The 12,343-nt window shown below is 63.6% G+C and carries 11 protein-coding genes; 2 read left to right on the forward strand and 9 right to left on the reverse strand.

Features of this window, described 5'->3' with window-relative positions; all coding sequences use genetic code 11:
- Genes P0648_RS02285 through P0648_RS02295 form a run of 3 tightly spaced genes read right to left on the reverse strand, consistent with a single transcriptional unit; the run spans position 1 to position 4,025 of the window.
- Entirely contained in the window at positions 1-1,665 is a 1,665-nt protein-coding gene (locus P0648_RS02285; protein ID WP_276274657.1) for an FAD-dependent monooxygenase, read from the reverse strand.
- Entirely contained in the window at positions 1,662-3,170 is a 1,509-nt protein-coding gene (locus tag P0648_RS02290) for an electron transfer flavoprotein subunit alpha/FixB family protein (RefSeq protein WP_277505067.1), read from the reverse strand. The genes P0648_RS02285 and P0648_RS02290 overlap by 4 nt, the downstream gene beginning before the upstream one ends.
- 3 nt (positions 3,171-3,173) lie before the next feature.
- Positions 3,174-4,025 carry an electron transfer flavoprotein subunit beta/FixA family protein gene (locus P0648_RS02295; RefSeq protein ID WP_276274655.1) on the reverse strand — a complete coding sequence of 284 codons (852 nt, stop codon included), beginning with the start codon at positions 4,023-4,025 and terminating at the stop codon, positions 3,174-3,176.
- A gap of 318 nt (positions 4,026-4,343) precedes the next feature.
- On the opposite strand from P0648_RS02295, the gene P0648_RS02300 reads away from it, so the two are divergent.
- The gene (locus P0648_RS02300; RefSeq protein WP_276274654.1) at positions 4,344-4,811 is read left to right on the forward strand and encodes a cupin domain-containing protein; all 468 of its coding nucleotides are present in this window, start codon (positions 4,344-4,346) and stop codon (positions 4,809-4,811) included.
- 12 nt (positions 4,812-4,823) lie between these two features.
- Here the strand turns inward: P0648_RS02300 and P0648_RS02305 are convergent, their stop codons facing one another.
- From P0648_RS02305 to alaS, 5 genes are all read right to left on the reverse strand, one after another.
- Positions 4,824-5,540 carry a CPBP family intramembrane glutamic endopeptidase gene (locus tag P0648_RS02305; protein ID WP_277505069.1) on the reverse strand — a complete coding sequence of 239 codons (717 nt, stop codon included), beginning with the start codon at positions 5,538-5,540 and terminating at the stop codon, positions 4,824-4,826.
- A 62-nt stretch (positions 5,541-5,602) separates the two neighbouring features.
- A complete protein-coding gene (locus P0648_RS02310; protein WP_276274652.1) occupies positions 5,603-6,307 on the reverse strand; it encodes a type 1 glutamine amidotransferase in 705 nt (234 codons plus the stop codon).
- A 72-nt stretch (positions 6,308-6,379) separates the two neighbouring features.
- Positions 6,380-6,808: a hypothetical protein gene (locus P0648_RS02315; protein ID WP_276274651.1), complete on the reverse strand. Its 429-nt coding sequence runs from the start codon at positions 6,806-6,808 to the stop codon at positions 6,380-6,382.
- A gap of 73 nt (positions 6,809-6,881) precedes the next feature.
- Positions 6,882-7,649, reverse strand: a complete 768-nt coding sequence (locus tag P0648_RS02320; RefSeq protein ID WP_276274650.1) for an alpha/beta fold hydrolase — start codon at positions 7,647-7,649, stop codon at positions 6,882-6,884.
- Positions 7,650-7,703: 54 nt separating this feature from the next.
- Complete coding sequence (gene alaS, locus P0648_RS02325) at positions 7,704-10,490, reverse strand: alanine--tRNA ligase (RefSeq protein ID WP_276274649.1); 2,787 nt, start codon at positions 10,488-10,490, stop codon at positions 7,704-7,706.
- Between the two features lie 365 nt (positions 10,491-10,855).
- Here alaS and P0648_RS02330 point away from each other — a divergent pair, with 365 nt between their 5' ends.
- On the forward strand, positions 10,856-11,362 hold the full coding sequence (locus P0648_RS02330; protein ID WP_277505074.1) for a TspO/MBR family protein: 507 nt from the start codon (positions 10,856-10,858) through the stop codon (positions 11,360-11,362).
- On the opposite strand, the gene P0648_RS02335 is transcribed toward P0648_RS02330, so the two are convergent.
- On the reverse strand, positions 11,359-12,336 hold the full coding sequence (locus P0648_RS02335; RefSeq protein WP_276274647.1) for a replication factor C small subunit: 978 nt from the start codon (positions 12,334-12,336) through the stop codon (positions 11,359-11,361). The two genes, P0648_RS02330 and P0648_RS02335, sit on opposite strands and share 4 nt — an antisense overlap.
- Between the last annotated feature and the right edge of the window lie 7 nt (positions 12,337-12,343).

Here is a 12,343-nt window from a genome sequence, read left to right on the forward strand (position 1 = left end):
TTAGCCCCACTCGAACTCGACGCCCTTCTCACCCCGTGGGTGTTCCCACTTCGTGTCCGCGACGATGGCACAGGTCCCACACTCGACGCACGGCTGGGTGTCGAGACTCACCACCCGCTCCGTCGAGCCGTTCGACGCGATGGTCTCCTCGCGGTAGCACCCGCCACCGAAGTTCCGGGCGCTCACCGGACACGCCGTGACCGCCGCGCCGCTCGCTTCGAGCGAGTTGTCGAGCAGCGTGATATGTGGGTTGCCCACGTCCGTGTCGTAGGTGAGTTTCCCGATGCGGTCTGCCAGCGACGGTGGTTCGACGTGGCTCTCGGTGCTGATTCTCGTTCCCAGTTCCTCTGCGATGACCGTCGGCAGCGTCACGTACGGCGTCTGGGTATCCGGCACCATCATCGACAGCCGTGGCTCGGAGTAGAGGCGCTCTAACCGCCCGCCCAGGGCACGGACGCCGAGTCGGCCAATCGTGGATTTGAGCAGGCCGTCGACGATGCCCTCTGCCGCGTCGTTCTCGCCAACCCGACGGACCACCTGGTAGCCCCGCGGCCGGAGCTTCTTCATCACGCCTTCGTCGTAGAGTTTCTCGGTGTAGCGTTCCCCGGCGGAGGCCGTGTCGCCGCGGGCTTTCGCTTCCGCGAACGCCTCTGCGGCGAGTGCCCCGGCGGTGACGGCGTGGTTCATCCCCTTGATGATGGGGCCCTGTGCTTGCATCTGGCCTGCCGCGTCGCCCACGAGCACGAGGTTGTCCTTGTGCGGCGACGTGTGGGCCACTTTCTTCGAGTCGGGGACGAGTTTCGCCGAGTACTCGAGTTCCGTGTAGTCGTCGCCCAGCCAGTTGGCGAGCAGCGGGTGGGTGAGCAGGTTGTCGAGCAACTGGTGTGGCTCTGCGCGCTCTTCGACGAGCGAGTCTAAGTGGAACACCGTCCCGATGGACAGCGACTCCTGGTTCGTGTAGAGGAAGCCACCACCCCGGACGTTCTCGAACAGGTTGCCGGAGAACAGGTGGGCGACGCCCTCGTCTTCTTCGACGTCGAAGCGTTCTGCGATGACGTCTTCGGGCATCTCCGCGACGGCTTTGACTCCCTGGAACCATTCATCTGGTTCCTCCCAGTCCATGAGACCCGCCTGCCGGGCGAGTTCTGAGTTCACCCCGTCTGCGGCGACGACGATGTCTGCCGTGATGGGGTCGAGTTCGTCACAGGTGACGCCGACGATTTCGCCTTTCTCCCGCAGCAAGCCATCGACGTGGACGCCGGTCAGGAGGCCACCGCCGGTCGCACGAGTAATCTCGTGAACCTGTCCGGCGAGCCACGAGTCCATCTTCCGGCGCAGCACGGCGTCAGACCACGCGGTGTCGTGTTCGTGGAGGTCCGTGATGTCGAAGGATTTCACCTTCTTGCCGGCGATATTGTGCAGGTGATACTGCGTAATCGGGCGTTCTGAGGCCTCCTCGCGGAAGTCGGGGAAGAGGTCGTCGATGGTGTAGGGGGCCGATTCCTCTGCGTAGAGGAGGCCACCCGAGACGTTCTTCGACCCCGCCTCGACGCCGCGTTCGAGGACGAGCGTTTCGATACCGTTTCGTGCGAGTACCGCGGCCGCCGCCGCACCTCCGGGGCCGGCACCGACCACGACTGCTTCATAGTGTTCGTACTCCGTCATTGTGAGTCACCGCGTCCGTCAGCGAGTGCTTTCAGATTCAATTCGCCGCTTTCGAGCGCCTGTGTCAACTGCGGGAGCACCTCGAACAGGTCTCCCTCGATGAAGTAATCCGAGAAGTCCCGAATTCGGGCGTCTGGGTCCGTGTTGATGGAGATAATCGTACCCGACTCGTCCATCCCGACCTTGTGCTGGACCGCCCCGGAGATACCCGCCGCGATGTAGAGTGGCGGCGCGACCACCTGTCCCGTCTCGCCAATCTGGCGTTCCTCCGCGACGTACTGTTCGACGTGGCCGCCCACCTTGTATGAGGCCGTCACCACGCCACGCGAGAGGCCGAGGTCCGCGTCGTCGAACTGTTTGACGAGGTCGAGCGCGAGTTCGAGCCCCTTGGTCGGGTCCTTGCCAATTCCCCGCCCCACCGCGACGATGACCTCGCGCCCAGTCAGGTCTACGCCTTCGTCGAGTTCTTCGTGACCAGTCACGTGCACTTTGAACCAGTCGTCGGGCAGGTCGAGGTCGTGGTCCACGATGAGGCCCACGCGGTCGTCGTCTGCTTCGGGGACCGGGAAACTCCTGGGAATGACCGAGGCTCCTTGCGGGTGGAACTCCCGGCTCGGATTGTCGAGACAGAGAATCGTCGAGTACTCGAACCCGCTGAAGTCGGGGCGTTTCATGTGCAACACGCGCTCGAACTCGACTTTCACACCGGGTTCACCCGTCTTCACGGGATTCGAGATGAGTTCGTCCGTGATGTAGAGGTCAGAACAGTCGCTCGCGAGGCCGCTGTCGAGTTCGGCCTGCACCTGCGCCGAGAGGTCACGACCGTTGTTCGTCGCCGGGAACAGGAAGTACCGGGGCTTGTCGTAGTCGCGCCAGTCTGCGTCCGCCCGGCTCATGTCGGAGACGATTTCGGTGTACGGTTTGTGCTGGAAGCGTTCGAGGCGGTCGTCCTCGTGGTACACCGCCACGTCCGCACCGTAGGCGATGACGTCGTCTGCGAGGTCGCTCGTGTTGTCGCCGATGACGACGCCCACGACGCGCTCGTCTGCGTCGTAGTCCTCGTTGTACTGGTCCATTAGCTCGCGGGCCTTCCCGAGCATCTCCTTCGAGACGTCGATGAGTTCGCCGGCCTGCGTCTCACAGTACACCCACATGTCGCGGTAGGTGCCGCCGACGAGTGCGCGGACGTGTTTCTTGTCCGCCGTCGGGTGCTCTAAGCCCTCGGGGAGGTCGTCTGCGAGTCCCATGACGTCCACCGCCTGCTTGGCCGCCGCGGGTTTTTCGACGCTTCCCTCGGGTTCTTCCTGGACGTCTTCGTCCGCCGCTTCGCCCTCGTCTGCGCCGGTGACGGCGTCGAGACGCGCCTCGATGGCCGCGACGGCCGTCGTCCGTCCCTTGCCGTCTTTCTCTGCGTCGAGAATCTCCTGTAGTTCGCCTTCGTCTGCGACGTCTTCGAGTTCCGATTCGAGTTCTTTTACCGTGTAGTCTGCTGGGTCGAGCGCCATGAGTTAGTCCCCCGCTGCGAACGCGTCCATCACGTCCAGTACTTCTCGCATTCCCTCCGCGTCGGCCGCGTCGACCATGGTGGCCTCGCGCTCTGCGGGCGCTTTCGGAATCGGGTCCACCGAGGACACGATGGTCGGCGACCCGTCGAGGCCGATGAAGTTCGGGTCGAGGTTGAGCGCGACGTGGTCCCACACCGTGATGTGGTCCTCTGCGTCCTCGGCGCGCTCCTGGGTCTCCGCGCGCAGGTCCTTGAACACGAGGCGGTGGTCGGCCTTCCGGTAACTCGCTTCGAACTCGGGGTCCATCACGATGAACGCGGGCATGTCCACCTCCACCGTCTCGATCTCCTTGATGTCGCCTTCGACGAGGCGCTTTGCGCGAACCGTGCGTTCTTCCTCGTCTACGTCGAGGGCGATGACGTGGGTAATCATCGGCCAGTCGAGACACCACGCCGTCTGGGGGCCGGTGTGGCCCGTCTCCCCGTCTGCGGTTTTGAACCCGGCGAAGATGAGGTCCGGTTCGCCGAGTTTTTCGATGCCGGCGCTGAGGGTGATGGCCGTCGCCCAGGTGTCTGAGGCGGCCATCTCGCGGTCAGAGAGCAAGTAGAGGTCGTCTGCGTACACGTCGCGCATCCCCTCTACGAGAATGCTCTGGTAGCCTGGCGGCCCCATGCTCATCAGGCTGACTCGGCCGCCGTGTCGGACTTTCGTCTGTAACGCGGCCTCCAGGGCGAACTTGTCGTTCGGATTCATCACCGTCGGCGTTTTCCCCCGCTCCAGGTGTCCTTCCTCGTTGAAGGACACCTGACCCTCGCGGAAGTCGGGGACGCCTTTCGTAAGAACAATTGAGTGCATTGGTATCGAACCTCGTGACTCTTGGTCGCATGTTACTCCTACCTCATGGTTTATTATTATGTCGGGCCGCCAATTGGACTGGCGGGTGCCACTTTTCGTGTCGTTTCGAGGACGAAACGGTCGCAGTCTGTCGGTTTCCGACGAAAATCCGGTCACGGGACGCGACCGTACGAGGGTCGAGAGTTTTCAGCTGGCCGTGCGATTCCGACGAGAATCGATGGCGTGCTCGCGTGACCAGACACCGAAACCCACCACCGACTGGACAAGCAAAAGACACGTCGGGGAGGACTTTTGTGACTCCACTCCCGCGTTTGCACCATGCAGAAGGTTCGCATCGACGAACTCGACCGACGGATGAGTCCCGCAAGCCGCCGCATCCCCGTGGCGAAGGCGCTCGAAACCGAGGGTCTCGCGCTCAACTACTTCGAACTCGCCCCCGGCGAGAGTTTCGCCTTCGGCTACCACTGCCACCACGACCAGGAAGAAGTGTTCTACATCCAGGAGGGGGCCGCCACCTTCGACACTGAGGACGGCGAAATCGTCGTCGAGGAAGGTGAGGCCATCCGCTTTGCCCCTGGCGACCACCAGCAGGGGTTCAACTACACCGACGACCGCGTCGTCGCCCTCGCCATCGGGTCGCCCAAAGAGTCGAACGAAATCGACCTCTACGGAGACTGTGAGTCCTGCGACGGACGTACCCCGCAGAAAATCGAGATGGTCGAGTCGAGAGACGCACTGGTCACGGTCTGCCAGGAGTGTGGCGACCAGACCGGTCGCTACACCTAATCTCCGGTCTTCTTATCCCGTCAACACCACGTACGCCGCGCCGAACAGCACCGCGTCGTAGAGACCGTGGACCAGCATCGGGACGACCAGGTTCTGCGTCCGGTCGTAGATGACCCCGAGGATGACGGAGATGCCAAAGAGGATGACGCCCGTCACGGCGACTGCCCCGAGGTCCGGCGTGGCGACGAACGACGTGGGGACGTGGGCGAGGGCGAACAAGAAACTCGAAATCGCGATGGCGGTGCCCGTTCGGAAGGATTCCCCGAGGTAGCGCTGGAGGACGCCGCGAAACAGCAGTTCCTCTGTGGGGCCGATGACCAGAATCGAGATGGGAATCAACACGAGCAGAATCTCGGTGAACCCCGCCAGTGCCGGGTCGAGGATGGAATTTCCGGCGACCGGCAGGCCGAGTTCGGTGACGGCGAACAGCGAGACGAACCGGAAGACGGGCAGGCCGACGGTTCCGGCCACGATGGCGATATACCCCATTCGGGTCGGCCAGCGGATGTTGAAGTAGTCGATGCGGTGGTGGGCGAGCCACAGAAAGATGCCCGCGGCGAGCGCGAACCCGAGTTCAGAGAGGACGACGATGACGGTAAAGCCCACCAGCGTGTCGAAGGGAATCCCGATGGCGGGAAGCGAGAGGAGCGCGCTCAGGACGAACGCACCGACGGTGATGACCACCGCACCGACGAGGTGTCTGAGGCGGCTGAACGAGCGGACTGCCATACAGGGAGAGAAGCAGGAGCCGGCTATAGTTAGTCGCTCGAAAATCCGGACCGGTGACGGAATTACTGTCGGGCCGGGGCGCGCGGAATGTCCTTCACTTCGCGGACGTAGTCACAGAAGTTCTCGAAGACGAGTTTCGCCTGCTGGGCGCGGGCGTAGTTCTCGGGGGTGATGCCGTCTAACACCTGCTGCCGGTGTTCGTCGGTCAGGTCCTTGCCCATCGTCAGTTCGCGGGCGGTCTGCATGTCGTATTCGGGGTGGAACTGGACGCCGAACACGTCGTCTTTCTGGAAGCCGTGGACGCCGTAGTCGTTCTCGGCGGTGAGCGTCGCGCCCGGCGGGAGTTCCGTGACGGCGTCTTGGTGGGTCGTGAACGCGAGGAATCGCTCGTTGACGCCGGAGAACAGGGGCGTGTTGTCGTGGTGGGTGATTTCGCGGTAGCCGATTTCGTACTCGCCCATCCCCTCGACGGTGCCGCCGAGGACATCCGCCAGCAGCTGGTGGCCGTAACAGACGCCGAGGGCTGGTAGGCCTTCGTCGATCGCTTCCTTCGCCCAGTCTTTGAGCGGTTGAATCCACTTCTCGTCCCAGTACACGGACGACCGTGACCCGGTTACGAGAAAGCCGTCGAAGTCGAACGTTCCCGGAAGCCGGCCCTCGGTGGCGTGGAACTCGACGAGGTCCGCGTCCACTTCGCGACGAAAGTTCCGCTTCGTATCGGTTGCGTCGTGTGAAGCGTTCAAGAGCGCGAGTCGGAGCCGTGTCATTGCTGTCTAGGACGACAGCGAACGTTTAGTGCGTTACGCTCTCCTGATAGTTCTGCCGCTCTCTGAGTCGGCTCAGGGTGATGTGGGTTGTGCTGTCGGATAGTCAGTGCAGCCGGTTCGCCAGAGTTTGACTTCCGTCGCGTCCACCAGAATTTTGACGGCGTGACACCCCACCCGTGTGGTGTCGAGGGTGAGTTTCTCCCACTCGACGGCGTCGTCCACCCGGGTGTAGATGGTGAACAGCCCCGAACTCTCCGGCCACTCCCGGTCGAGTTGCGTCGAGTTCGCCTCGGCTGCCGTCCCGTCGTTCCCGCCCACCTCGTGGGAGGACCAGTGGACGAGTTTGCCGCCCAGTTTCACGAGCAGGTGAACCGTGTGCCTGACGTCGTCGTGATTCACCACCTCGATGCCCGCCAATTCTCCCTTCGACGACCGCAGCGACGACAGACAGCCGGCAAGCCCAACCACCCCCATCGCGCCCAAAAGCTCCCGTCGTAACATTTCACTCTACAGTACTGAACACAGAAGTAACCAATAAATATTTGTGTCAGTCTTTCAGTGAAATAATGCTCCTTCAGGCGACTTCGAGGAAACCAATCAGTTCGTCGTTCAGGATACGTGATTGTTCAACGTGACAGAGGTGTCCGGCCCCATCGAGGTTGCAGTGGGTCGCGTTCGGCAGTCCGTCGGCGAGGTGTTCACCCCCCGCCGCCGGCCACACCTCGTCGGCCGTCCCGTGGGCCACGAGCGTCGGCAGCGAAATCTCGTACAGTGGGTCAGCGTCGAACCCCTCGACTGCGGCCTGATGGGCTGCCCAGCCAGCGAGTGACGCGTCGTCGCTCGCTCGCCACTGGACGATTTGGTCTACCACTTCATCGTACGCTCCGACGAAGTCGGCGGACAGCGCGTGGTCGAGCGAGGCGCGAATCGCCGCCTCGTCTGTCGGGTCTGCCGCGAGCGGCGACGTGTCGATGCCCGCCCCCCGTGCGGCGGTTCCGAGCAGCGTCAGGGTTCGCGCCCGTGCGTAGCGCCGAGCATAGTCGAGTGCGACCATTCCACCGAGGCCCGCGCCGACGAGGTGTGTCTTTCGCGCCCCGTGGGCCGACAGGACGGCTTCGAGGTCGTCGGCCAGCTGTTCGACTGAGTACGGGCCAGGTGGCTTCTCGGAGCGCCCGACGCCCCGGTGGTCGTAGACGAGCGTCTCGAACGGGCCGGTGAGCGCGGCGTGTTGCCAGCCCCACTGCCACGCGCCGTAGCCGGCGTCGCCGACGAACGTGACCGTCTCGCCGTCGCCCGCCGCCTGCGCGAACAGCGTCGTTCCGTCTGTCGTAGTGACGTCCATGGTCGTCACTCGGTGGGCGACTCAAAAGAGAATAACGACCGCGGCCGGCCCGATTCAGGCGTTCAGGACCTTCTTCAGGACTTCGGGGGCCGCCTCGAGCGCGTCGTCCAGTTTCTCCGCATCCGGGCCGCCGCCCTGTGCGAAGTCAGCCGGGCCGCCACCGCCACCGCCGACGCGGCGGGCGAGTTCGCCCACGACTTCGCCGGCGTTCACGTCCACGTCGTCGGGGACGGCGACGACGAACTGCGCACCCGACGCGCCACTGCCGAGCACGGCGATTTTCCCGTCTTCGGCGAGCGCGTTGGCGGTCGCCCGAAGTTCGTCCATGTCCGCGTCGATGCGCTGGACGACCGCAATTGCACCATTTTCGAGTTCGACTTCTTCGCCGCCCGCGCCACCGCTCGCGCGAATTTCGGCGAGTTGTTCTTTTAAGTCCTCTATCTGCTTGCCACGGGCCTTCCACTCCTCGAAGAAGCGTTCTGCGGTCGTCGGAACCTCTTCTGGACTCACGTCGAGGATGTCCGCGGCCGCGTACAGCGAATCCTCGTTCTCCTGGGTGGCCTCAATGGCGGCGTCACCGGCCGCGAAGACGAGGCGTTCGACGCCGTCCTGGACTCGCTCGGTGGTGAGAATCTTGATTGCGCCGATGTCACCGGTTCGCGAGACGTGCGTGCCACCGCAGGCCTGCACGTCGTCTGCGACGTAGATGAGGCGGATGTTCTCGCCCGGCGGGATGCCGCCCTGATAGAGGTCGAAGCCGTGGCGACTCTCCGCCTCGTGGCGGTCCGGCCACTCCTGTTTGACCGGCGTGTTGTTCATCACGATTTCGTTGGCGAGGCGCTCTATCTCCTTCACCTGCTCGCGGGTGATGCGGTTGTAGTGGGTGACGTCGATGCGCGAGGAGGCGAGTCCCTTCTGGGCACCCGCCTGCCGGATGTGGTCGCCGAGCACTCTCCGGGCGGCGTGAATCACGACGTGTGTCGCGGTGTGGTGGCGCATCAGCCGGCGACGGCGCGTCGTGTCGACCTGCCCGCGGACGAACTCGCCCTTGCCGGGGTCGTCGTCGGTGCGGTGGAGGATGACGCCGTCGACGATTTGGACGTCGGTGACTTCGACGCTCACGTCGTCGGTCGAGAGCGACCCGCGGTCGGCCGGTTGACCGCCGCCTTCGGGGTAGAACATCGTCTGGTCGAGCACGACGTCGTAGCCCTCCTCGCGCTCGAACACGTCGATGACGACGGCTTCGAACTCGGTGCGCTCCTGGTCTTCGTAGTACAGGCGGTCGGTCTTCGGGAGTTCCGCGATGCGGTCGTCCGCAGACGTTTTCACTTGTTCTTCGTCCTCGAAGGCCTGCTCGCCGCCGTGGCGGGACGCGACGAGGCTGTAGAAGTCGTCGGGAACCTGCACGTCCGCGCCGACTTCGAGGGCGATTTCCTCGACCATGTCTGGTTGAATGCCGTGAGAGTCGTACAGCTCGATGAGTTCGCGGGTCGGAATCGACTCGCCGCTCGCTGCGTAGTCCTCTGCGAGCTGGCGGACGCGGCGACCACCGCGGTCGAGCGTCTCGCGGTACTTCTCGACTTCCGTCCGTACGATGTCGCGGATGGTGTCGCGGTTGTCGTAGCCGAGGCGCTCTGCCTGCATGTCCACGAGTTCGTCGAGTGGGGCGTCGATGCCGACGTTGTCCACGAGGCGTTTGGTGCGCCGAAGCACCATGCGCGTGAGGTAGCCAGTCGAGACGTTAGACGGCACGATGCCGTCGCCGAGCATGTACGCGAGCGTCCGGCAGTGGTCTGCGATGGCGTAGATGTCCTCCAGTGGCTCCATCAGGTCCGTCAGTTCCGTCGTGGAGACGCCGATGTGCTCTGCGATGTTGTCGCGGGCGGACTCCATGTCCTCCGCCTCGTCGATATCCATGTGGCCAGCGAGCTTCGCCGCCCGGTGGACGATGTCCTCTTCCTCCTCGGTGAGTTCGATGTTTGCGTTCTCTTTGAGGAAGGCAATCATGTCGGGGTAGACGGCTTCGTACACCGTCGGCGTGCCCTGACTGACCCACGTCCAGCGCTCCAAGCCGTAACCGGTGTCCACGATGTAGGTGTCCATCTCGGAGTACCGGTTACCGTCTTTCATCTCGTAGTCGCCCTCTGGGTCCTGCTCTAAGGACATGAAGACGAGCGTCGCGAGTTCGACGCCCATGAAGATGACTTCGAAGGCGGGGCCTGCGTTGCCGCCACCGACCCATGGGTCCTCGATGTAGGTCACTTCGACGGGGTCGACGCCCATCGACTCGAAGAACGCATCACAGTATTCAACGGTCTCGGATTTCCAGTAGACTTCGCCCTCGTAGGCGTACTTGTCGCCGACCTCCTCCTTGGCGTTGAAGGCGTGGTGGGCCATCATCTCGAAGGCCATCGTGTGGCGGCCGGTCTTGCCCACGTTGTCGATGTCCTGCATTCGGATGCACGGCTGACTAATCGTGAGCGGGTTCGCCGGCGGTGGTGCCTGTCCGCTCGTCACGAGTGGCTGGAAGTCGTAGATGGACGCCTGCGTCAATAGCACGTCGTCGCGCCAGCGGTTCGCGGCCACGGGGTAGGGGTCGATGCGCGTGTGGTCGTTTTCCTCGAAGAAAGAGAGGAACGCCTCACGCATCTCTTCGAGCGTGTATTCTGCGTCGAATCCCGGATTGTCGATAAAGCTGTACTCCGCACACGGCGGCTCACCACAGGTCTCGCGAGTCCCGTCTCGCGTCCAGAAGTGCGCCCCGCACTCAGAGCACTCCAGTCGGTGGAAGTCTTCCGTCTCGAAATACTCGAGACGATACTCCGCTTCGAGGTCGCTCATTCGTGTCCCCAATTGGCCTGTGTGCGCGTAAAACAGTTCCGCATACACGCTCGCTATCGGATAAATCGGCCCGCAGCGTGCTTCAGACGGCACAACCACAGTTACCCGTGGGTAACCAGCTTACCTTTTACTTACCTCGGGTATTTACGTAACTAATGGTTACCGTATAACCGGGAGTTACCCGCAGCCGTCCACCGTTATGCCTCATTTGTGCCGTGTTGGTCGCCGCGGGAGTTCCCTCCACCCCTCCAGGGTGGCAACCGTGTCAGCGGGTTATCCCCCCCTCACCCGTTTTCTGCGGCGTGCGACTCCCCCCTCGCACGCCACCCTTCATTTTCACTACCAACGAGTGCGTACAGTATCCTATGGCAACCGACCTCGCCCGCTCCTCGCTCCCCGACCGCCGGCCAATCGCCACGCTCGCGGCGGCGATTCTCCTCTCGGAACTCGTCGGCGCGCTCGGGACGGTATTCACCGGCCCGCAAATCAACACGTGGTACACCACCCTCGCGAAACCCGCGTTCAACCCGCCGAACTGGGTGTTCGGCCCCGTCTGGACCACGCTGTTCGCCCTGATGGGGGCCGCCGCGTGGCTCGTCTGGCGGCGCGGATTCGACCAGACGGCCGTCCGAGTCGCCCTCTCGGCGTTCGCCCTCCAGTTCGCGCTCAACGTCGGCTGGTCTGCGGCCTTCTTCGGCCTCGAATCGCCACAGCTCGGCCTCGTCGTCATCATCGCCCTCTGGGTGGCCATCGTCGCCACCATCGCGCTGTTCGACCGGGTGGACCGGCGCGCGGCGCTGTTGCTCGTGCCGTATCTGGCCTGGGTGACGTTCGCCGCCGTGCTCAACTACCACATCTGGCGGCTCAACTAGTCGGGCAGTGCGAGGGAGGCGAGCAGCGCCTCTAACTGGACGCGCTCGTTCGCGCCGGCGGTAATCCGGTAGTCCGCTTCGCCGATGCGGTCCATGACGCGCACGGCTTCCTTGTCCGAAAGTCCGAACTCCCACACCGAGCGGTGGAGTTGGTTGATAATGTCGCCGCCGGCGAGGCCCTTCTCCGTGAGCAACTCGTCGAGCGTCGAGCGCGCGGCGGTGAAATCGCCGTCGAGCGCCTTCGTCACCATCTCCTTGATTTCCTCCGGGCGGGCTGTCGAGGTGATGGTGAAGACGGCCTCTTCGTTCACTTCCTCGCCCATGACGGCGGCGGCCTGGAGCGCGTTGATGGCCTTTCGCATGTCGCCGTCTGCGGCGTAGACGAGTGCCTCTATCCCCTCGTCGGTGACGGGAATGCCCTCGTTTTCTGCGATACGGCGAATCTGGTCTGCGACCGCCGCGTCGTCGAGGGGGGCGAAGCGGAACACCGCACACCGCGACTGGATGGGGTCGATGATGCGCGAGGAGTAGTTACACGAGAGGATGAAGCGGGTGTTGTTCGAGAACTGCTCCATCGTCCGGCGCAGCGCGGACTGGGCGTCTGAGGTCAGCGAGTCGGCCTCGTCTAAGAAGATGATGCGGTAGTCGTAGCCGCCGAAACTCGCCCGCGCGAAGTTCTTGATGCGGTCGCGCACCACGTCGATACCGCGCTCGTCTGAGGCGTTCAGTTCGAGGAAGTTCTCTCGCCAGTCGTCGCCGTAGAGTTCCCGGGCGATGGCCACCGCCGAGGTGGTCTTGCCGACGCCTGCTGGTCCCGAGAACAGGAGGTGTGGCAGGTCGTTTTTGGCGACGTAGCTTTTGAGGCGGCCCACGATGTTCTCGTGACCCACGACCTCGTCCAGTCGCTGTGGGCGATACTTTTCGATCCAGATCTCCTCGCGTCCGGCCCGCGAATTGGCATCCGCCTCGCTCATGGCCGAA

The sequence above is a fragment of the Haladaptatus sp. DYSN1 genome (assembly GCF_029489995.1).
Lineage (GTDB): Archaea > Halobacteriota > Halobacteria > Halobacteriales > Halococcaceae > QDMS2.